22 protein-coding genes are annotated in these 18,304 nt (G+C 65.9%); 12 read left to right on the forward strand and 10 right to left on the reverse strand.

Translation table 11 applies throughout. From position 1 onward, the window contains the following. The first annotated feature begins 62 nt into the window (after positions 1 to 62). Positions 63 to 1,112 (forward strand): TrmB family transcriptional regulator, encoded by a 1,050-nt coding sequence (locus NDI85_RS16695; protein ID WP_188999380.1) that lies wholly within the window; start codon positions 63 to 65, stop codon positions 1,110 to 1,112. Here the strand turns inward: NDI85_RS16695 and NDI85_RS16700 are convergent. Both NDI85_RS16700 and NDI85_RS16705 read right to left on the reverse strand, forming a co-directional pair. Further along, positions 1,109 to 1,609: a type IV pilin gene (locus NDI85_RS16700; protein ID WP_310916405.1), complete on the reverse strand. Its 501-nt coding sequence runs from the start codon at positions 1,607 to 1,609 to the stop codon at positions 1,109 to 1,111. The genes NDI85_RS16695 and NDI85_RS16700 overlap by 4 nt on opposite strands. Before the next feature lie 78 nt (positions 1,610 to 1,687). Then, on the reverse strand, positions 1,688 to 2,686 hold the full coding sequence (locus NDI85_RS16705; protein WP_310916406.1) for a glutathione S-transferase family protein: 999 nt from the start codon (positions 2,684 to 2,686) through the stop codon (positions 1,688 to 1,690). A gap of 172 nt (positions 2,687 to 2,858) precedes the next feature. Between NDI85_RS16705 and NDI85_RS16710 the strand changes: the two genes are divergently transcribed. Then, positions 2,859 to 3,392, forward strand: coding sequence for a 50S ribosomal protein L16 (locus NDI85_RS16710; RefSeq protein ID WP_166968141.1), 534 nt, complete (start codon positions 2,859 to 2,861; stop codon positions 3,390 to 3,392). 162 nt (positions 3,393 to 3,554) lie between these two features. Then, positions 3,555 to 3,776: a hypothetical protein gene (locus tag NDI85_RS16715; RefSeq protein WP_188999370.1), complete on the forward strand. Its 222-nt coding sequence runs from the start codon at positions 3,555 to 3,557 to the stop codon at positions 3,774 to 3,776. Positions 3,777 to 3,844: 68 nt separating this feature from the next. Here the strand turns inward: NDI85_RS16715 and NDI85_RS16720 are convergent, their stop codons facing one another. From NDI85_RS16720 to NDI85_RS16730, 3 genes are all read right to left on the reverse strand, one after another. Beyond that, positions 3,845 to 4,177 (reverse strand): hypothetical protein, encoded by a 333-nt coding sequence (locus tag NDI85_RS16720; protein ID WP_188999367.1) that lies wholly within the window; start codon positions 4,175 to 4,177, stop codon positions 3,845 to 3,847. A gap of 1 nt (position 4,178) precedes the next feature. Beyond that, positions 4,179 to 4,538: a helix-turn-helix domain-containing protein gene (locus tag NDI85_RS16725; protein WP_188999363.1), complete on the reverse strand. Its 360-nt coding sequence runs from the start codon at positions 4,536 to 4,538 to the stop codon at positions 4,179 to 4,181. Between the two features lie 106 nt (positions 4,539 to 4,644). Continuing rightward, a complete protein-coding gene (locus tag NDI85_RS16730) occupies positions 4,645 to 5,913 on the reverse strand; it encodes a hypothetical protein (protein ID WP_188999360.1) in 1,269 nt (422 codons plus the stop codon). Between the two features lie 120 nt (positions 5,914 to 6,033). Between NDI85_RS16730 and NDI85_RS16735 the strand changes: the two genes are divergently transcribed. After that, positions 6,034 to 6,897, forward strand: a complete 864-nt coding sequence (locus tag NDI85_RS16735) for a RimK family alpha-L-glutamate ligase (RefSeq protein WP_310916407.1) — start codon at positions 6,034 to 6,036, stop codon at positions 6,895 to 6,897. A 63-nt stretch (positions 6,898 to 6,960) separates the two neighbouring features. On the opposite strand, the gene NDI85_RS16740 is transcribed toward NDI85_RS16735, so the two are convergent. After that, a complete protein-coding gene (locus tag NDI85_RS16740) occupies positions 6,961 to 7,347 on the reverse strand; it encodes an Hsp20/alpha crystallin family protein (protein ID WP_188999354.1) in 387 nt (128 codons plus the stop codon). Between the two features lie 198 nt (positions 7,348 to 7,545). On the opposite strand from NDI85_RS16740, the gene gap reads away from it, so the two are divergent. Further along, complete coding sequence (gene gap / locus NDI85_RS16745; RefSeq protein WP_188999350.1) at positions 7,546 to 8,553, forward strand: type I glyceraldehyde-3-phosphate dehydrogenase; 1,008 nt, start codon at positions 7,546 to 7,548, stop codon at positions 8,551 to 8,553. A 161-nt stretch (positions 8,554 to 8,714) separates the two neighbouring features. Further along, positions 8,715 to 9,917 carry a phosphoglycerate kinase gene (locus NDI85_RS16750; protein WP_188999345.1) on the forward strand — a complete coding sequence of 401 codons (1,203 nt, stop codon included), beginning with the start codon at positions 8,715 to 8,717 and terminating at the stop codon, positions 9,915 to 9,917. On the opposite strand, the gene NDI85_RS16755 is transcribed toward NDI85_RS16750, so the two are convergent. Continuing rightward, the gene (locus tag NDI85_RS16755) at positions 9,914 to 10,057 is read right to left on the reverse strand and encodes a hypothetical protein (RefSeq protein WP_189000450.1); all 144 of its coding nucleotides are present in this window, start codon (positions 10,055 to 10,057) and stop codon (positions 9,914 to 9,916) included. The genes NDI85_RS16750 and NDI85_RS16755 overlap by 4 nt on opposite strands. A gap of 154 nt (positions 10,058 to 10,211) precedes the next feature. On the opposite strand from NDI85_RS16755, the gene NDI85_RS16760 reads away from it, so the two are divergent. Continuing rightward, on the forward strand, positions 10,212 to 10,790 hold the full coding sequence (locus NDI85_RS16760) for a riboflavin synthase (RefSeq protein WP_188999342.1): 579 nt from the start codon (positions 10,212 to 10,214) through the stop codon (positions 10,788 to 10,790). On the opposite strand, the gene NDI85_RS16765 is transcribed toward NDI85_RS16760, so the two are convergent. Continuing rightward, positions 10,787 to 11,821: a PrsW family intramembrane metalloprotease gene (locus tag NDI85_RS16765; protein ID WP_188999339.1), complete on the reverse strand. Its 1,035-nt coding sequence runs from the start codon at positions 11,819 to 11,821 to the stop codon at positions 10,787 to 10,789. The two genes, NDI85_RS16760 and NDI85_RS16765, sit on opposite strands and share 4 nt — an antisense overlap. Positions 11,822 to 11,949: 128 nt before the next feature. Between NDI85_RS16765 and pdxT the strand changes: the two genes are divergently transcribed. The 4 genes from pdxT to NDI85_RS16785 all read left to right on the forward strand — a co-directional run bounded on the left by pdxT (position 11,950) and on the right by NDI85_RS16785 (position 15,773). Continuing rightward, on the forward strand, positions 11,950 to 12,543 hold the full coding sequence (pdxT, locus tag NDI85_RS16770; RefSeq protein WP_188999335.1) for a pyridoxal 5'-phosphate synthase glutaminase subunit PdxT: 594 nt from the start codon (positions 11,950 to 11,952) through the stop codon (positions 12,541 to 12,543). 42 nt (positions 12,544 to 12,585) lie between these two features. After that, a complete protein-coding gene (hisE, locus tag NDI85_RS16775) occupies positions 12,586 to 12,879 on the forward strand; it encodes a phosphoribosyl-ATP diphosphatase (RefSeq protein ID WP_188999330.1) in 294 nt (97 codons plus the stop codon). A 131-nt stretch (positions 12,880 to 13,010) separates the two neighbouring features. After that, on the forward strand, positions 13,011 to 14,933 hold the full coding sequence (locus NDI85_RS16780; protein ID WP_310916408.1) for an ATP-binding protein: 1,923 nt from the start codon (positions 13,011 to 13,013) through the stop codon (positions 14,931 to 14,933). Positions 14,934 to 15,056: 123 nt separating this feature from the next. Beyond that, complete coding sequence (locus NDI85_RS16785) at positions 15,057 to 15,773, forward strand: hypothetical protein (protein WP_189000405.1); 717 nt, start codon at positions 15,057 to 15,059, stop codon at positions 15,771 to 15,773. Positions 15,774 to 15,838: 65 nt separating this feature from the next. On the opposite strand, the gene NDI85_RS16790 is transcribed toward NDI85_RS16785, so the two are convergent. Continuing rightward, positions 15,839 to 16,156: an ASCH domain-containing protein gene (locus NDI85_RS16790; RefSeq protein WP_166968153.1), complete on the reverse strand. Its 318-nt coding sequence runs from the start codon at positions 16,154 to 16,156 to the stop codon at positions 15,839 to 15,841. A 126-nt stretch (positions 16,157 to 16,282) separates the two neighbouring features. Here NDI85_RS16790 and NDI85_RS16795 point away from each other — a divergent pair, with 126 nt between their 5' ends. Continuing rightward, the gene (locus NDI85_RS16795) at positions 16,283 to 17,281 is read left to right on the forward strand and encodes a GTPase (protein WP_188999322.1); all 999 of its coding nucleotides are present in this window, start codon (positions 16,283 to 16,285) and stop codon (positions 17,279 to 17,281) included. 6 nt (positions 17,282 to 17,287) lie between these two features. Here the strand turns inward: NDI85_RS16795 and NDI85_RS16800 are convergent, their stop codons facing one another. Beyond that, complete coding sequence (locus NDI85_RS16800; protein ID WP_188999317.1) at positions 17,288 to 18,271, reverse strand: calcium/sodium antiporter; 984 nt, start codon at positions 18,269 to 18,271, stop codon at positions 17,288 to 17,290. Positions 18,272 to 18,304 lie beyond the last annotated feature (33 nt).

An 18,304-nucleotide genomic window follows, 5' to 3' on the forward strand; every position in this document is an offset into this window, starting at 1 on the left:
GCAGCAACGGCCCAGATGGGACCGAACCAAATTACTTGCCACAGTGGCGATGATAAATTAGCATGGACGATTCGACGCTCGCGGACAGGCTCACACAGTTGGGGCTCTCGGAGAAGGAGGTGGATACGTATCTCTCTATACTCCAGAACGGGGAGGCGAAGGCCAGCGAAATCGCCGACGACACTGGTGTCTCGAAGCGGTACGTCTACAGTATCAGCGAATCGCTCGAGAAGCGTGGGTTCGTCGAGGTCAACGACCACGTCGTCCCGACGACGATACGCGCCCGCCCGCCCTCGGAGGTCATCGCGGCGCTCTCGGACCAGCTAGAGGAGATGGAGACGGCACTCGACGAGCGGTTCTCCGATACGGAACGCCGCACGCAGCAGTTCGACGTCATCAAGTCCCGCGTCACGGTGGTCAAACGGCTCACCGAGTACCTCGCCAACGCCGAGAACGAGGTCATGCTGTCGGTACCACAGCAGTACCTCCCCGAGATAGCCGACGAACTGGAGGCGGCCGTCGACCGCGGGGTCCTCGTTCTTCTCGTCGTCAGCAGCGCGACGGACGTCGACGGCGACGACGTGGCGGGGATGGCCTCGGTCGCACGGGCGTGGGATCAGGAGATGCCCATCATGCTCACCGTCGACGGCCAGTTCGGACTGGTCGCGCCCGCGGACATCATCATCCGGTCGAACTCCGACCAGCGCGCTATCGCCTTCGTCCAGGAGCAACTCGTTCCCGTGCTCTCGGGGTCGTTCCTCGGGAACTACTGGCCGATGTCGAGCGAGATATACGTCGCCGAACCGCGCGCCCTCCCGGCCACGTATCGGAACTTCCGTCAGCCGGTTCTGGAGGCGACGCTCCGCCTTCGGGCGGACGAACCGGTGTACGTCACCGCCACCGTCCACCCGGTGCAGGCCGCCGACGACCCTGGCACTATCGAGGGAACGGTCGTCGACACCCGACAGGGGCTCGCCGAACCACAGACCAACGCCTACCCCATCGAACACACGCTCGTCGTCGACACCGGTGAGAAGACGGTGACCATCGGCGGCCCCGGGTCGTTCATCGAGGACTACGAGGCCGACGAGGTCACGCTCTCGGAACCCTAACGCCGACTCGGGTCCGGCCACCGGTAGACGACGTACGTCTCGCTCTCTGTCGACGGTTTCGGGTCCCAGACCAATCGGACCGTCGCCTCGTTCAGGTCGAGGTGTTCCCCAGCCCCGGTGTCGACTTCGTCGAAGTGGTCGGCGTGAATCGATATCTCGACGCCCGACCCGATGGTCGTCGGCGCCTGTGTTCCCAGCGGGTCACCGGTCAGCGGTGCGGCGTTGCCGTCCGAGTCTCTCGCACCCGAGAACGCGAGCGAGAGTCGGTCACGAGTCAGCGTCTCTCCGCTCTCGAAGCTCAGGTTCAGGTACTGTCCGTTCCCCGTCGTCCGCTCGCTGTAGTCGGCGACGACAGCGGTCTGGGGTGCCCGTGTGGGTTGCTCGTCGCTGAACGCGACGAGGTAGGCCCCGACTGTCGCCGCCAGTACGACCACGATGGCGACCACGAGGACCACGCCGATGACCGGACTGACACCCCGGGATTTCCCCCGTTCCATACCCACACCCTCTCTCACTCGACTGAAAAAGGGCTCGCATCGCTCCGTCGCTCGATACCGGCCACCGCAAGCGCGCGATTAGACGGTCGCGAGCAGGTCCTCGGGGACGCCGCCGGGCAGTTCGTCCCGGTCGTGGGCCGCCTCGAAGTCGGGGTCGGGCCCCACCGGAATGATGCGCTTCGGGCTGACGTCCGGGTGGGTGGTGTAGTAGTGTTCCGTGATGTGGTCCATGTCCACCGTCTCGGTCACACCGGGCGTCTGATACAGGTCGCGAAGGTACGGCCAGAGGTTGTCGTACTCCCGGATGAACTGGTGGTTGCACTGGAAGTGGGTGTGGTACACCTCGTCGAAACGCACCAGCGTCGTGAACATGCAGATGTCCGCCTCGGTCAGGCGGTCACCGGCGAGGTAGCGCTGGTCTTCCAGCACCGAGTCCCAGTGGTCGAGCGCGTCGAACAACTCCTCGACGGCGTCGTCGTAGGCGTCCTGCGTGTTCGCGAACCCGGCGCGGTAGACGCCGTTGTTGATGGGGTCGTAGATGTCGTCGATGATGCGGTCCACCTCGTCCTGATACCCGTCGGGGTAGAGATCCACGTCGCTCGCGGCGACGCCGTCGAACGCCGTGTCGAGCATCCGGAGTATCTCCTCGGACTCGTTGTTGACGATGGTCTCCTCCTGTTTGTCCCAGAGGACGGGGACCGTCACGCGGCAGGTGGCGTCGGGGTCGGCCTCCACGTACAGTTCGCGGAGGTAGTCGGCGCCGTACAGCGAGTCCTCGGTACAGCCCTCCTTCTCGGGGGTGAACTGCCAGCCGTCGTCCCCGCGGTACGGGTCCACGACGTCGACGCTGATGGCGTCCGTCAGCCCCTTGAGCGCGCGAACGAGGAGCGTGCGGTGGGCCCACGGGCACGCGAGCGAGACGTAGAGGTGATAGCGGCCCGCTTCCGGCTGGAAGCGTGCGTCCGGGTCGTCTTCGATTCGATCCCGAAACGTCGTATCTTGCCGGTCGAACTCTCCGTCCTCGTTCGTACTCTGGTAGGCGTCTGTTCGCCACTCGCCGTCGACGAGCATGTTCATGGTATCCTTCGTTAGCGCTCGAACCGGATAAACACCCGAGCGAGGTAACATCCGTGTCACCCCAGACGACCGTCTCTGGGCCGCTGTGTAGTGTGTGGGTCTGACCCACTTGCCCGCCTGCCCTTCGAAGCCCTTATCAGGTCGCTCGGCCACGTATTCGCCAAGAGTACCTATGTCGGACAAACCTGCCTCGATGTACCGGGACATCGACAAGCCCTCGTACACCCGACGCGAGTACATCACGGGCATCCCTGGTTCGAAGATCGCACAGCACGAGATGGGTCGCAAGACGGCCGAGAAAGACGACTACCCCGTCCAGATTAGCCTCATCGTCGAGGAGTCGGTTCAGCTCCGTCACGGCTCGCTCGAAGCCTCGCGCCTGTCGGCCAACCGCCACCTCATCAAGGAAATCGGTGAGGAGGGTGACTACCGGATGACGCTGCGGAAGTTCCCCCACCAGGTCCTGCGCGAGAACAAGCAGGCGACCGGTGCCGGGGCCGACCGTGTCTCCGACGGGATGCGACAGGCCTTCGGGAAGATCGTCGGCACCGCCGCCCGCGTACAGGCCGGCGAACAGCTCTTTACGGCCTACTGCAACGTCGAGGACGCCGAACACGTCAAAGAGGCGTTCCGCCGTGCCTACAACAAGATCACGCCCTCCTGCCGCATCAAGGTCGAGCGCGGCGAGGAACTGCTCATCGCGTAACGCGCGACGGCTTTCTCACACTGGTCGTCCACCCGGACGACTGCGCTTTGCGCTTAGCGGTCGCACTGATACGTCGTTTGACTGTCACTGACTCGCCGAGGGTCACACGAGGCAGGCGGCACCGCCGAAATAGTATTGAGGCAACATGTCGTACCGTGAGGTATGGTACTCAGACTCCTGCTGCTCGCGGTCGGACTGCTCGAACTGGCCGCGCCTCGGAAGATGGTCGACTTCTGGATGGACCTCGCGGCCGAAGACGGCGACGTCGAACTCAAACCGTGGGTGTACAGCGTGGCACGGATCGAGGGTGCCGTCATCGTGCTATGGGTGTTGCTCCGGGGTCGGGGTGGCGGTCACAGTGAGGCGGACACAGCGGACGCATAGCCCGAACGCGGTCGTCCCTCGGCGTTTCGACGCTGTCAGCACACGGTCGTGAGGACTGGTCGGTCCCGTCACTCGGTCGGCGACCGGCGGGTGGTCGCGATACGAAGCGAGTAAGCGATGCTCAGGAGGCCGACGAGCTGTACCATCCGGACGACCAGTCGAATGACTGGTTGGTACTGGATGGAGACGACGCGAAACGCGATGAGTCCCTGTCCGGCCACCGCCAGCGCGTACGCGAGGCCGAACAGCAGTAACATCCCGACCGAGAGGTACCGCATCGACGGGTCGTCGTTCCGCCGGAGGCCGCGGTAGGCGTGATAGCCGATATAGAGGCCGACGACGGCCGACCCGGTGGCGGCGACGCCGGCGAGGAGGCCGACGGGAGCGGCGAACGGAGCCATCTCAGAAGTTCCCCCACAGGCGGCTCAACTGATCGGCCACGTCCTCACCCCGCCGCTCGATGCGCCACGTCAGGTCCCCGTCGCGGATGGCGAGTTCGAACCGCTCCAGCGTCGAGACGTAGACGGTGTCGTGGTGGCCGTCGGCTCTGGGTCGGGTCTGCTCTTCGAGGAGGTCTGCCGCCGTCAGCCGATCGACGCGCCGATAGATGGTCGAGACGGAGACGCCACAGCGGTCGCTGAGTTCGCTGGCCGACCGCGGTTCGGCGCTCGTCGCGACGAGAATCGTCCGGGCGTGGTCGTCGTCCAACAGGTCGACGACCGTAGAGAGGTCGGCGTCCTCGGTCACAGACTCATCCGTCATACCGGGGTGATAAATGTCGTTCGCATGGGTTCGTCGCTCTGGACTCCGTCGCGATGCGTTCGCTCGTCCGACGGGCGGGAGCCCGGTGTCGGTCAGCGTCACGGTCTCACTCCAGTTCGTAGGTGAACAGCATCCTGAAATCGGTCCCACCGCTCGACAGCACGACGTTGACCGCCGAGGGGTCGCCGTGGTCGCGAAGGTCGACGGTGGTGGTGTCACCCGGTTCGACCGTCTCGCGGTCCGGCCACAGCGAGATCTTCTCCACCTCGTTGGGACCTGCTCCGTCCTCGAAATCGAGCCAGAGCCACTCGGCCGGGACGGCGTCTCCGGCCTCGTGTCGGAGCGTCAGTGCCTCTACGCCCGCGTCGGTCGATGCGCCCCACGTGACCTGCGGTGGGTCCACGTCCGGTGTCGGGTCGACGCTTTCCCGGCGCGGCGCCCGCGCCTCGACGGTGGCGAGGCGGCCGTCGACCGTGATCTCCGCTCCCTGACTCTCCTCGGTCAATCGGTAGCTCTCGCGGAAGGCCGATTCGAGTGACTCCTGCGTTGGCGTCCGGCCCGCGGCGAAGTGCATGGCGAGCACCTGATACGTCGCGTCGTCGCCCAGTCTAAACGCGTCGGCACCGAACTCCGAGTCGCCGCGGGGGTCCATGCTGTACGGCCCTGCGATGACCTGTCTGCTCGCGCCGACGGCGGCACTGACCGCCGCGAACGCGTCGCTGGCCTCGTGATACCGCGTTCGGTCGCCGGCACCGGTGTCGATCAGGAGTTCCAGATTCGCCGCCGGATGTTCCACCGCGTTGGTCCAGACGACGACGCCGTCGCCGACGGCGACCCGTCGCTCGGTGTCCCTGCGAGCGAACAGGTCGTACCCCCGGTAGGTCCCGTCGGGAGCGTAGCCGCTCCCGATGAGTGTCGACGCCACGGCGTCGCGGTCGAACGACGCTTCGACGACGACGCCGAGGTTCGACGTGACCATGCGGTCGTAGTTCTCGAACCCGATGCCGAAGTAATCCGGTTCGAGCTTGAACAAGGCGCGTCGGGCCCGGAACTTCCGGGGCGCGTCGGCGACGTACGGGCCGGGTTCGACGGACCCGAAACTGTAGCCGTCGTCGTAGCGCGTCTCGAACGCATCGGGGGTGGGGAGCCACCGTCGGTACGCCGGTTCGTCCGCCGGTGGAACGTCGAGGCGGCCGTAAGAGAGCGAACTGCCGAGCGGGGGGAGGCTGGACAGACACCCCGTGGTGCTCGCTGTGGCTCCGACCGCGAGCGTCGCGGTACCGGCCCGGAGAAACCCACGGCGTGTCCGTTCGTCGGAGGGTGATGTCGTGTCGTCGCTCATCGCTGTGTCTGTCTGGAGACACGCCTCGGACATCATACGACCGGATGGCCCGCAACGCGCTGCAAACGAGCGGAAGGTTTTTGTAGGGACTTCCACCTCACTCCCGACTCGACAGCACACACATCTTTGTAGCGATACCCCTAAGCGACGACGATGCTGGACCTCGCCGTCACTACGCGGTCCGAGACGTTCGAGCGGATGGTGGACCCGCTCGCCGCCCGGGGGATCGCCATCGGCCACGTCGATACGAGCGAACGAGCGGTACCGCTGACTGCGGACCCGTTCGAGGAGTACGACGTGGGGTTCGTCTACCCTCCACGAATCATGGAAGGGGCCGTCGCCGACGCGATGCTCGACGTCCCGTGGGTCAACGACCGCGAGACGATTCTGCGGTCGCGTAACAAAGCCGACGTACTGGCCCGACTCGGCCGCGCCGACGTCCCGGTGCCCGAGACGGTGATGGTGTCGAACCCGGCCGATGAGGCTGCCCTCGTTGCGGCCTTCGAGCAGGTGCGGTCGCCCGTCGTCGTGAAACCGAACTCGACGACCCGCGGCGTCGGCGTGACGACGGCCCACGACCTCGACTCGTTTCTGGGCGTCGCGGACTACCTCGATCTGGTCCACGACTACCGTGCGACTGGCGACCGGTCGTTTCTGGTACAGGAGTATCTCCCCGACGCGCGGGACTACCGGGCGATGGTCGTCGACGGGGAGTGCGTGGGGGCGGTCGAGCGCCGCCTCCCGACCGCGGCCCGCGAGCGCGGGCGCTGGAAGCACAACGTCCACCGCGGTGCCGACGCCGAGGGCGTCGAGCTGCCAGAGGAGTTACGCACTCTCGCAGAGCGGACGGCCGCGGTACTCGACGTCCAGTATCTCGGCGTCGACTTGCTGGTGACCGAGGACCGCGCGGTGGTCAACGAGACGAACGCCCGTCCGACTATCGACAGCGCGACGAAGTACGAGGACGGCTTTTGGGACGATTTAGCGGGATTGATTCGCGAGACCGCAGACGCGTAGCCGCCGCTGTCCGGTCACGAACGAACACGACGTGAGAGCGGAGAGAACGGAGACGGGACGACCTTACAGTTCGATGTCCGCGGAGTCTTCCTCGCGGTCGAAGGTGACTTCGAGGATGCCGTTGTTGTAGGTGGCCGACGCGGAGTGTTCGTCGACCTCGCTGGGGAGGGTGAGTCGCTCGTGGTACTCTCGCTGGTGGCTGTCGGCGTCGATGGTGAGGACGCTGCCGTCACACTTCAGGTCGATAGCCTCCTTCTCGACGCCGGGGATGTCGGCGACGACGCGGATCTCGTCGTCGGTCTCGTGGACGTCGACGTGGAGGTCACCGCCGCCGTTCGGGCCGTCGCGGTCGATATGTACGTCCCCTTCGGAACCCATCATCTCGTCCATCATGCGCTCGATTTCGCGGAAGAACTCGTCGAAAGGGTCGTCGTTGTCGTCCCGTCTCATCAGTACGAGGCGGTACGTCGCACTGTCTGAAAAGCCTTCTGACGGGCTCACTCTTTGCTTCCACTGCCGTCGGTTCGAGCCGAGTGCGAGACGGCGTGTCCGGCAGGTCGTAGATTCGGTACGGAATGCTCATAAACAATCACCCGCGAAAACAACTCCGAAAACACTTTACTCCGTAGCGCAGGTTTACTAGGCGGTATGAGCGACCCAGTTCGTGTTGGCCTCAACGGCTTCGGCCGCATCGGCCGCAACGTGTTCCGCGCTTCGCTGGAGAACGACGACGTCGAAATCGTGGGTGTCAACGACGTGATGGACGACGAGGAGATCGACTACTTCGCCCAGTACGACACCGTCATGGGCAACCTCGAGGGTGCCGGCGTCGAGGACGGCGTGCTGACCGTCGACGGCACCGACTTCGAGGCGGGCGTCTTCCACGAGACGGACCCGACAGAACTCCCGTGGGACGACTTAGACGTCGACGTCGCCTTCGAGGCGACCGGCATCTTCCGCACCAAAGAGGACGCCAGCCAGCACCTCGAAGCGGGTGCCGATAAGGTCGTCATCTCCGCGCCGCCGAAGGGTGACGAACCGGTCAAACAGATCGTCTACGGCGTCAACGAGGACGAGTACGACGGCGAGGACATCGTCTCGAACGCCTCCTGTACGACCAACTCCATCACCCCCGTCGCGAAGGTGCTCGACGAGGAGTTCGGCATCAACGCCGGTCAGTTGACGACCGTCCACGCCTACACCGGCTCGCAGAACCTGATGGACGGCCCCAACAGCAAGCCCCGCCGTCGCCGCGCCGCCGCCGAGAACATCATCCCCACCTCGACCGGCGCCGCACAGGCCGCCACCGAGGTCCTGCCCGAACTCGAAGGCAAACTCGACGGGATGGCAATCCGCGTCCCGGTCCCGAACGGCTCCATCACGGAGTTCGTCGTCGACCTCGACGACGACGTCACCGAAGCCGACGTCAACGCCGCCTTCGAGGAGGCCGCCGCCGGCGAACTCGAAGGCGTGCTGGGCGTCACGAGCGAGGACGTCGTCTCCTCTGACATCCTCGGCGACCCCTACTCCACGCAGGTCGACCTCCAGTCGACGAACGTCGTCAGCGGGATGACGAAGATTCTGACGTGGTACGACAACGAGTACGGCTTCTCGAACCGGATGCTGGACGTCGCTCAGTACATCACCGAGCAGTAAGCGTCGGTCTCCGCCCGCGGTGTTTCTTTCGCCGTCGTCCCTCGACCGACTGGTCTCGCCGCCTGTTCGTGGCCGTCTCGACCCCGCTGGACGCCCGGAGCGCCGACGCCGACCGCTCGACTCGGAAACGCCTATACACGGGGCCGGCGTTGTCTCGCGTGATGACTTTCCAGACGCTCGACGACATCGAGGACGGCCAGCGCGTCCTCGTCCGACTCGACCTCAACTCGCCCGTAGAGGACGGCGACGTACAGGACAACCGCCGGTTCGACCGCCACGCCGAGACGATTCGCGAACTCGTCGACCGCGACTTCGAAGTCGCGGTGATGGCCCATCAGGGCCGCCCCGGCCGGGACGACTTCGTCTCGCTCGAACAGCACGCCGACATCCTCGCGGACCACATCGACAGCGACGTCGAGTTCGTCGCCGACACGTTCGGGCCCGACGCCATCCACGAGATAGCGGGGCTGGAGGCCGGCGACGTCCTCGTACTGGAGAACACCCGGATGTGCGACGAGGAACTCCCCGAGGAGGACCCCGAGGTCAAGGCCCAGACGGAGTTCGTCCAGACGCTGAAAGGCGAGTTCGACGCCTACGTCAACGACGCCTACTCGGCGGCACACCGCTCGCACGCTTCGCTCGTCGGATTCCCGTTGGTGATGGACGCCTACGCGGGTCGCGTCATGGAGACCGAGTACGAGGCCAACACCGCCATCGCCGAGAAGGAGTTCGAGGGCAACGTCACGATGGTCGTCGGCGGCACCAAGGCCACCGACGTCATCGACGTGATGACCCACTTAGACGAGAAAGTCGACGACTTCCTGCTTGGCGGTATCGCCGGCGAACTGTTCCTGCGCGCGGCGGGCTACCCCGTCGGCTACGACATCGACGACGCCGACCTCTACGACCACCAGTGGGAGAAAAACAGCGAGAAGATAGAGTCGATGCTCGACGCGCACCGCGACCAGATTTCCCTCGCGGTCGATCTGGCATACGAGGACGACGGGTCCCGCGCCGAGCAATCGGTCGACGACATCGACGAGAAGACCGTCTCCTACCTCGACGTGGGCAGCGAGACGGTCATGGAGTATTCGCCCGTCATCCGCGACTCCGAGGCCGTCTTCGTGAAGGGTGCGCTCGGGATGTTCGAGGACGAGCGCTTCTCTGTCGGCACCGCCGGCGTCCTCGAAGCCATCGCGGACACCGACTGCTTCTCCGTCGTCGGCGGCGGCGACACCTCTCGGGCCATCGAGATGTACGGGATGTCAGAGGACGAGTTCGGTCACGTCTCTATCGCGGGCGGGGCCTACATCCGCGCGCTGACCGGTGCAGAACTGGTGGGCGTCGAAGTGCTCAAGCGCTAGCGGTCCGTCTCGGCGTGTCGCCGCTTCCAGCCGTCTTTGGGGTCGTAGACCGCCACTGGCCGCTTCTCTCGGGGGCGCGTTCGCGCGTGTCTGGCCGTCCAGTCGCCGTCGTCGCGCTTTCGGGGAGCCATCGCAGGCATACGAACCGATACGACCCTCTGCAGTAAATTCCTTGTGATTAATAATGTATAAATACAACTCGGTCCCGAGTAAGTCGCGGTGACGGTCGCCGAAGACGCCCCTCGGGGGCCGCCGAGCCGAAGTGTTTTCGATGGCAGCGCCCCACGGTTCGGTATGTTCACCGGTATCGTCGAGACGACGGGTGCGGTACAGGCAGTCGTAGACGACGAAGGGGGGCGGCGGGTTCGCATCGGCGCACCCTTCGAGGGCCTCGACCACGGCCAGTCGATAAGCGTCAGCGGCACGTGCCTCACTGTCGAGAACGTTTCCGACGGCGAGTGGTTCGAGGTGTTCCTCGCCCGCGAGACGCTGGCTCGGACCTACTTCGACGACCTATCGGGTGGTGACGCGGTCAACCTCGAACGGGCGATGCCGGCCGACGGCCGGTTCGACGGCCACATCGTGCAGGGTCACGTCGACGCCACCGCCGAGATCGTCGGCATCGAACGGGAGGGGGATGACTGGACGTTCACCTTCTCGCTTCCGGAGAGCCAGCGAGACTACCTCGTCGAGAAAGGCTCTATCACGGTCGACGGCATCAGCCTGACCGTCGCCGACCGGCGCGCGGAGTCCTTCGACGTGGCCATCATCCCGACGACGTACGCGGAGACGACCCTCTCCGAGAAGTCGGTCGGCGACCCCGTACATCTGGAAGTCGACGTCGTCGCGAAGTACGTCGAACAGCTCTGTTAGGGCTCGAAGTCGGTCCGTTCGGGGTCGTCCGTCGTTTCGCCCGGCGCCGCGTTGGCCGTCTGGTAGGCCTGCCGATAGGCGTCCAGTTTCCGCAGGAGGAGCAGGCCGAAGACGCCGTCGTACACCAGCACGAACGCGAAGAAAGCGACCAACTGGTCGACGCCGAACACCAGCGAGAGGACGCCGGTCGCCACGCCCGAGAGGGAGTTGTAGGTGGCGTGGATGACCGTCGCGATGAGTAACCCCTTCAGAACGATGGGGCCGGCGTCCTCCGGGTTGAACTTCGCCAGTCCGAGGTAGTAGCCCGCGAACGCGGAGTAGATGACGTGGCCGGGGCCGGCCAGCGCCCGCACCGCCGCGATGTCGCTCCCCGCGTCGAACGCCGCCAGCGTCCCGGTGACGACGTCGGTGTTCTGGACGATGTACAACGCGTTCTCGATAGTGGCGAAGCCCAGTCCCGCCGCCGCGCCGTACACCGCACCGTCGATGACCGCGTCGAACCGGTCGTCGCGGTAGGCGTACAGCCGAACGGCGAGCAGTTTCACGCTCTCCTCGACGGGGCCGACGACGAGGAAGAAAAAGAAGAACGTCCCGGCCGGCTGAAACAGGCCGAACCCGGAGCCGATGGCCTGTACTGGGCCGCCGAGGACGACGTTCAGCAACCCAGCGAACCCGGCAAACAACACGCCGAGCAGGAACGTTCCGACCAGTAGCGTCAGCGGTTCGGCGGTGGTCACGTCGGCGTACCAGATGTAGGCCGCGAGCAACAGCGCCGGCACGGCCGAGAGCGCGGCGAGTCCGGCGAACAGTGGCTGGACGCCCAGCGCGCCCAGACTGCCGAAGGCGACCTGTAACACCAGAATCCCGACGGCGGCGAGGATGACGAGCCCTCGGAGCGCCCACAGACCGGTGTGATAGAGCCAGTGTGCGAACCGGTCCAACCGTGAGCGGACCTCCCAGTCGGCTATCTCGTAGAGGTCCGTCGACCGGTCGGCGTTCGACGCGACCGGGTCTCGCCGTCGCTTTCCCATGCACGAACGGTCGGCAGCGCGCCACGTAACGGTTTGGCTCGCGGTAGGGCGTCGGACCCCGACCGCTGGCCGTGACAGGTCTCCATCGAGACGAGAGTGTTTTGACGGTGCCCGGCTTATCGTCTGCTATGACTCTACGGGCAGGCGTCCTCGCCGTTCAAGGCGACGTTTCCGAGCACGCTGACGCCATCGAGCGTGCCGCGGCGGCCCACGGCGAGACGGCGGAGGTCGTCGAGATACGCGAAGCGGGGCTGATCCCCGACTGTGATGTCCTCCTGTTGCCGGGTGGCGAGTCGACGACCATCTCCCGACTCGTCCAGCGCGAGGGCATCGACAGCGAAATCACGGCCCACGTCGAGGCCGGTAAACCGGTACTGGCGACGTGTGCAGGACTTATCGTCGCTGCCACCGACGCCCACGACGACCGGGTGGACACGCTGAACGTGCTGGACGTCACCGTCGAGCGAAACGCCTTCGGCCGGCAGAAGGATAGCTTCGAGGCACCACTCGACGTCGCGGGTCTCGACGACCCGTTCCCGGCCGTGTTCATCCGCGCGCCGGTCATCGACTACGTCGGCGACGGCGCGGAGGTGCTGGCCTCGTGGGACGGCCACCCCGTCGCGGTGCGTGACGGCCCCGTCGTCGGGACCTCCTTCCACCCCGAACTGACCGAGGACCCCCGCATCCACGACCTCGCGTTCTTCGACAGCGTGGAGTCGTAGGGGTTCGACGGCCTGAAGGCACACCCCGCCGATTCTCGGCGTATGGACGACGCCGACGACGTCATCGACGACCTGTTTGCGGTCATCGAGAACCGCAAGGAGACCCTCCCGGAGGGCTCTTACACCGCTTCGCTGTTCACCCACGAGAAAGGCGAAAACGCCGTGTTAGAGAAACTCGGCGAGGAGACGACCGAACTGATTCTGGCCGCGAAAGACGACGACCACGAGGAGTTGGCCCACGAGTCGGCCGACATCGTCTACCACCTGCTCGTCTTGCTGGCGATGAAGGACATGGACGTCGATGACTTGCGCGCGGAGTTGGCTGAGCGGCGGTAGCGAGCGCCCGAACGAAGCGAGGGGTCTCGAAGCGCGAACGAGGAACGGAGTGACCCGTGAGCGGTAGCGAAGTCCCTCGCCGAGACTGCGTGGGGTAAACTATTTAACATGATCTCCCATCGACACGACGTATGGACGCCGCCGGCCCCCCCGTCGAACTACTCTGTGTCGACGACGACACGGAGGCGCTCGACGCCCTCGCCGCGGGGCTGGAACGCGTCGACGGCGACTTCGCGGTCACGACGGCGACGGGAGCGGCGGACGCACTGAACGCGTTCGACCACGCGGCGTTCGACTGTATCGTCAGCGAGGCCGCCATGGCCGACATCGACGGCCTCGCCTTCCTGCAAGCGGTTCGAGCCGAGAACCCGGAGTTCCCGTTCGTCCTCTTTACCGCACAGGGCGACTGGTCGCTTGCGAGCGACGCCATCGCCGCCGGCGTCTCCGAGTACATACCGCGGGACGGCGACGACGGTCAGTATCGGTTGCTCGCACGACGCGTGCGTACCATCGTCGAACGACACCGAGCGATGCGGACGGCCGCCGAGGACAGGGCCAGTGCCGAGACGATCTTAGACGTCGCGCCCGACGTGATTCTCGCCGCCGTCGACGGGAGGGTCGTGTACGCCAACCCCGCCGCAGGTGACTTCTTCGAGGTCAGGGGGCGTGACGCCCTCGTCGGACGGTCGGTCGACGACATCCTCGCTGGCGGGAGCGGAGTGTTCGAGGTGGCGCAAGCGACCGGACAGACGGCCCACACCGTCGAGACGACGGTCCGGCGTGGCGACGGGTCGACGGTCCTCGCGACGGTGACCGCCTGTACCGTCACGTGGGACGGGGCGGCGGCCGTCGTCGGTATCTTCCAGCACGCGACCGAAGCGGACACCCGCGAACGCCGTCTCGAAGCCCTCCACGAGGCGACGCGGAACCTCATGGGCTGTAAACAGCGGGAAGCGGTGGCCGGCATCGGCGTCACGGCGGCCTCCGAGATACTCGGTCTCGACGCGAACTCGGTCCATCTGGTCGACGACGACGGCCACCTCGAACCGGTCGTCGCGACCGACGCACTGTGCGACCTCGTCGGCGACCTCCCCTCGTTCACCGGGAGCGACAGCATCGCGTGGCGCGTCTACGAGAGCGACGAGGTGGCGGCGCTCTCGGACGTTCGGGACGACCCCGACGTTCACAACCCCGACACGCCGATTCGGAGCGAACTATACCTGCCACTGGGTGAGCACGGCATTCTCATCGCCGCGTCCCCCGTCGCCGACGCGTTCGACGAACAGGACGTGGCGCTCGGACAGGTGCTCGCCGCCAACATGGAAGCGGCGCTCGACGCGGTGGTCCGCGACAACGAGTTGCGCGAGCGCGAACGGGAATTGGCGGCCCAGAACGCCCATCTGGAGCGGTTCGCCAGCGCGGTGTGCCACGACCTTCGGAACCCGCTGAACGTCGCGTCCGGGCGCCTCGAATTGGTCCGTGAGGAGTGTGAGAGCGAACACATCAACGCTATCGACCGGATGTTTCACCGGATGGAGGCGCTCATCGAAGACCTGCTGCTGATCGCGAAAACGGGCGAGGCGGTGTCCGACCTCGAACCGGTCGACGTCGGCGCCGTCGTCGAGGCGTGCTGGGCGACCGTGGAGACGGGCGCGGCGACGCTGGTGGTGGAGACGGACACGCGGATTCTGACCGACGTGACGCGGCTCAAACAGCTACTGGAGAACCTCGTCCGGAACGCCGTAGAGCACAGCGCTGCGTCTAGTCCGGTCCAGTCCGACGACGCCGTCGGAGACGGTAGCGAGGGTGTGACCGTCACCGTCGGCGACTGTCCCGGCGGGTTCTACGTCGCCGACGACGGCCCCGGCATCCCCGAGACCGACCGAGAGAAAGTGTTCGAGAGCGGCTACTCGACGCGGACCGACGGCACCGGGTTCGGGCTAGCCATCGTCAGACAGATAGCCGAGGCCCACGGCTGGGACGTGCGGGTCACCGAGAGTACCGACGGTGGGGCCAGATTCGAGATAACCGGCGTGGACACTCCCGAGACGTGAGGCGGTCGGCCTCGGCTACCGAGCGGCCGTTTCGACGCCCGAAACGTGCGTGACATTTATCCCGTCCCCAAAGCACCGACATGCCGTATGAGTACGTCGACAGTTCGCGGGACGGTCGCGGGGATGGGGGAACGGGCAAATCCGGCGTTCGCCGCCGGCGTGGTCGTCGTCGCAGTCGCGGCACTGGCCTACGCGACGACGGGGGCGTCGATCCAGCACCACACCTACGTCCACGTCATGGCGGGGGTCCTCTGGACGGGGACGGACATCTTTATCGGCGCCATCCTCGGCCCCGTCATCGGGAGTCTCGGCGAGGAACAGAGCGCAGCCGTCTTCGAGAAGCTGACGCCGAAGACGTCCTTTTTCCTGCCGTCGATGGCGTTTCTCACCATCGCGTCGGGCCTCGCTCTAGCGCTCCGACTGGACCTCTTCACGAACCCGGGCCCGTGGCTCGCGCTGTTCACGGCGGCGAACCTGATTCCGGTGTTCCTCCTGCTGGGGTGGCGGCTGAACGCGTGGTCGGACTGGCGGTGGCAACTCCCCTTCGCCGTCGCCACCCTCGGGTCGCTTGCGTGGGTCGCGACGACCATCGGCCAGTTCCAGATGACCGAACCGGCTATCGTCGTCGCCCTCGCTCTCGTCACGGTTCTATCGGTGCAGGGCTTTGGCTTCCTGATGCCGGGGGAAATCCGCATCTACAAGGAGATGACCTCACCTGCGCCCGACGCCAGCGTCATCTCGGCTATCGGGCAGCAGAACGCCATGCTCGGCGGCGTGCAGGGACTCGTCCAACTCCTGCTCATCGCGGACATGGTGTACCTCCGGTACGGCGGGTTCTGAATTGCGACTCCTCGACCGGGTCGAACCAGAACCAGACTTCGTCTGCGAGGGCTCGAAGTCGTTCGCTACTCGCTTACGACTTCGAACCGGTGCCGGACGACCTCGCTGTCGTCGTCCCACTCGAACTCGTCGTGGACCCGGTTCAGTCGTTCGCGGTACGCCGCTAGGTCTTCGGACCCCTCGCGTTGTGCGTCCTCGTCGGACAGGTCGCCCAGCGTCCGGTGGGTCACGTCCGTCACCTCGAACCGCCGGCCGTCGATGTCGAAGGTGTCGCCCTCCTCGGCGTACTGGTGGCCGCGGTGCATCTGTGTCACCTCGCCCGCGGCGGCCATCTGCTGGACGTGCTCGTTGGGCAGAATCTCACCGGCGTCGATGTGTGCCATAGCGGCGGTACGAGGCCGACGGTGAAAAGCGTGGGTCGCAGTTGTTTGGGTCCGCCCACGCATACGTCTCACACGGCTGTCACCGATTGGACGCGCTTTTACGCGCCGACCGTCTACGACGCCGTAATGAGCAATCCTTTCGAGAATCTACCGACGACGCCGACCGGCGAGGAGGTCATCGATAAGGCCTTCTCGCGTGCGACGCGGGCCGGCGGCAGCAAGGACGGTATCGAGGCCCAGCAGTCGATGCTGATGACGGCCTCGAACATCGTCTCGGACAACCTCCAGAACGTCGCCCAGTCGTGGCCGACTATCGACGATTTGGACCCTTTCTACGTGGAACTGGCCGACGCCATCGTCGGCGACGCCTACCCCGCCGACGACGACCCGGGCATCGACGCCCTGAAACAGCACCTCTCGGAGGTGTCGTGGGCTGGCCGAAAAGCAAAGGAGATTCGCCAAGAGTACGAGGGCCGTCTCGTCCGCGGGGACAAGGACACCGCCCGGAAACTCCGCAAGCAGGCGTTCGCCCGCATGGCCGACGTCGTCGAGGAGGTCGAAGACGACCTCGCGGCCGTCTCGAAGGCCCGTGACGCGTTGAAAGGCATCCCGGACATCCGTCCGGACGAACCGACCGTCGTCGTCGCCGGCTACCCGAACGTCGGGAAGTCCTCGTTCGTCAACCGCGTCACTCGGGCCGACAACAAGATTGCCTCCTACCCTTTCACGACGACCCAGATTCGCGTCGGTCACTTCGAGGACGGCCGCATCCGCTACCAACTCGTCGACACGCCGGGTCTGCTCGACCGCCCGCCGGAGGAGCGCAACGAAATCGAGTCACAAGCGGTGAGTGCGTTGGAACACGTCGCCGACGCCGTCCTCGTCCTCGTCGACCCGAGCGAGGAGTGTGGCTACCCCCTCGACCAGCAACTCGAACTGCGAGACGACATCGAGTCCCGCTTCGACGCGCCGGTGCTGACCATCGCCAACAAGAGCGACCGCTCGACCGACGTCGAGGCCGACCACTACATGAGCGTCACCGAGAACGACAACGTCGACGCCGTGTTGCAGGCGGCCATCGACGCCGTCGGCTACGAGATAGAGTTGCCGTTCGACGACGAGTAGGGAACCTCAGCCGAGGACGCCGAGCAGTCCGAGCGCCCACCGGACCATCTCCGAGGCCGCGAACAGCGCCCCTTCGACGCGCGACAACACTCGGCCGGTCCACAGCGCCGCGACCATCAGGAGCGAGATACCCGCCAGCCACAGTACCGTCTCCATCGCCGCCCCGGCCACCGTGAGCGGCCGGACGAGCGCCGCGACGCCCACGATCCCCGTGACGTTGTAGACGTTGCTCCCGACGACGTTGCCGACGGAGACGCCGAGGCTCCCGCGGCGAATCGCCACGAGCGAGACGGCGAACTCCGGCGTCGACGTGCCGGCGGCGACGATGGTCCCGCCGACGACCCACTCTGAGATGCCTGCGCCTCGGGCCAGTGCCGACGCCGCGAGCACCATGAAGTCCCCGCTCACGAGGACGAGCGCCAGGCCACCGACCAACAGCAGAGCGTCCCGGCCACGAAAGGCCACTCGTTCGGTGACTGCTCGCGTCACAGCGCCTTCCGGTGGCGACTCCGGAGCCGTCTCGGTCGTGGACTGTTCCGCGCGGAGCAGGTACGCGGTGTAGGCGACGAACACCCCGACCAAGATGGCCCCTTCTGTCCGCGTCACCGTCCCGTCGAGTAGGACGAGGCCGGCGAGGAGCGTGCTCGCGAGCAGCGCCAGTCCGTCTCGGTGGACCAGCGCCTCGGTGATCGGGAGCACTCGAATCAGCGAGACGACGCCGAGGATGAACGCGAGGTTGTAGACGTTCGACCCGAGGACGTTCGCGATGGCGATGTCGCCCAAGCCCTTCAACGCGGCGTCGACGGAGACGGCCAACTCCGGCGTCGACGTTCCCATCGCCACGATAGTCAGTCCAATCGTGAGGTCAGAGAGGCCGAACCGTCGGGCGAGTCGCACGACGGCGTCGACGAGGAACCGGGCCCCGACCCACAATCCGAGGACAGACAGGACGACGACGCCGACTTGAACGAGGGGGCCTCCGCTGACCATACTGTGGGTGGTATCACCGGCGGCGGGGAAATG

The organism is Haloarcula sp. S1AR25-4 (genome assembly GCF_031624555.1).
Taxonomy (GTDB): Archaea; Halobacteriota; Halobacteria; order Halobacteriales; family Haloarculaceae; genus Haloarcula; species Haloarcula pellucida.

Coding starts and splice junctions, on each gene's coding strand:
- NDI85_RS16695 (WP_188999380.1), top strand. CDS start 63: ATGGACGATTCGACGCTCGCGGACAGGCTCACACAGTTGGGGCTCTCG.
- NDI85_RS16700 (WP_310916405.1), bottom strand. CDS start 1,609: ATGGAACGGGGGAAATCCCGGGGTGTCAGTCCGGTCATCGGCGTGGTC.
- NDI85_RS16705 (WP_310916406.1), bottom strand. CDS start 2,686: ATGAACATGCTCGTCGACGGCGAGTGGCGAACAGACGCCTACCAGAGT.
- NDI85_RS16710 (WP_166968141.1), top strand. CDS start 2,859: ATGTCGGACAAACCTGCCTCGATGTACCGGGACATCGACAAGCCCTCG.
- NDI85_RS16715 (WP_188999370.1), top strand. CDS start 3,555: ATGGTACTCAGACTCCTGCTGCTCGCGGTCGGACTGCTCGAACTGGCC.
- NDI85_RS16720 (WP_188999367.1), bottom strand. CDS start 4,177: ATGGCTCCGTTCGCCGCTCCCGTCGGCCTCCTCGCCGGCGTCGCCGCC.
- NDI85_RS16725 (WP_188999363.1), bottom strand. CDS start 4,538: ATGACGGATGAGTCTGTGACCGAGGACGCCGACCTCTCTACGGTCGTC.
- NDI85_RS16730 (WP_188999360.1), bottom strand. CDS start 5,913: ATGTCCGAGGCGTGTCTCCAGACAGACACAGCGATGAGCGACGACACG.
- NDI85_RS16735 (WP_310916407.1), top strand. CDS start 6,034: ATGCTGGACCTCGCCGTCACTACGCGGTCCGAGACGTTCGAGCGGATG.
- NDI85_RS16740 (WP_188999354.1), bottom strand. CDS start 7,347: ATGAGACGGGACGACAACGACGACCCTTTCGACGAGTTCTTCCGCGAA.
- gap (WP_188999350.1), top strand. CDS start 7,546: ATGAGCGACCCAGTTCGTGTTGGCCTCAACGGCTTCGGCCGCATCGGC.
- NDI85_RS16750 (WP_188999345.1), top strand. CDS start 8,715: ATGACTTTCCAGACGCTCGACGACATCGAGGACGGCCAGCGCGTCCTC.
- NDI85_RS16755 (WP_189000450.1), bottom strand. CDS start 10,057: ATGCCTGCGATGGCTCCCCGAAAGCGCGACGACGGCGACTGGACGGCC.
- NDI85_RS16760 (WP_188999342.1), top strand. CDS start 10,212: ATGTTCACCGGTATCGTCGAGACGACGGGTGCGGTACAGGCAGTCGTA.
- NDI85_RS16765 (WP_188999339.1), bottom strand. CDS start 11,821: ATGGGAAAGCGACGGCGAGACCCGGTCGCGTCGAACGCCGACCGGTCG.
- pdxT (WP_188999335.1), top strand. CDS start 11,950: ATGACTCTACGGGCAGGCGTCCTCGCCGTTCAAGGCGACGTTTCCGAG.
- hisE (WP_188999330.1), top strand. CDS start 12,586: ATGGACGACGCCGACGACGTCATCGACGACCTGTTTGCGGTCATCGAG.
- NDI85_RS16780 (WP_310916408.1), top strand. CDS start 13,011: ATGGACGCCGCCGGCCCCCCCGTCGAACTACTCTGTGTCGACGACGAC.
- NDI85_RS16785 (WP_189000405.1), top strand. CDS start 15,057: ATGGGGGAACGGGCAAATCCGGCGTTCGCCGCCGGCGTGGTCGTCGTC.
- NDI85_RS16790 (WP_166968153.1), bottom strand. CDS start 16,156: ATGGCACACATCGACGCCGGTGAGATTCTGCCCAACGAGCACGTCCAG.
- NDI85_RS16795 (WP_188999322.1), top strand. CDS start 16,283: ATGAGCAATCCTTTCGAGAATCTACCGACGACGCCGACCGGCGAGGAG.
- NDI85_RS16800 (WP_188999317.1), bottom strand. CDS start 18,271: ATGGTCAGCGGAGGCCCCCTCGTTCAAGTCGGCGTCGTCGTCCTGTCT.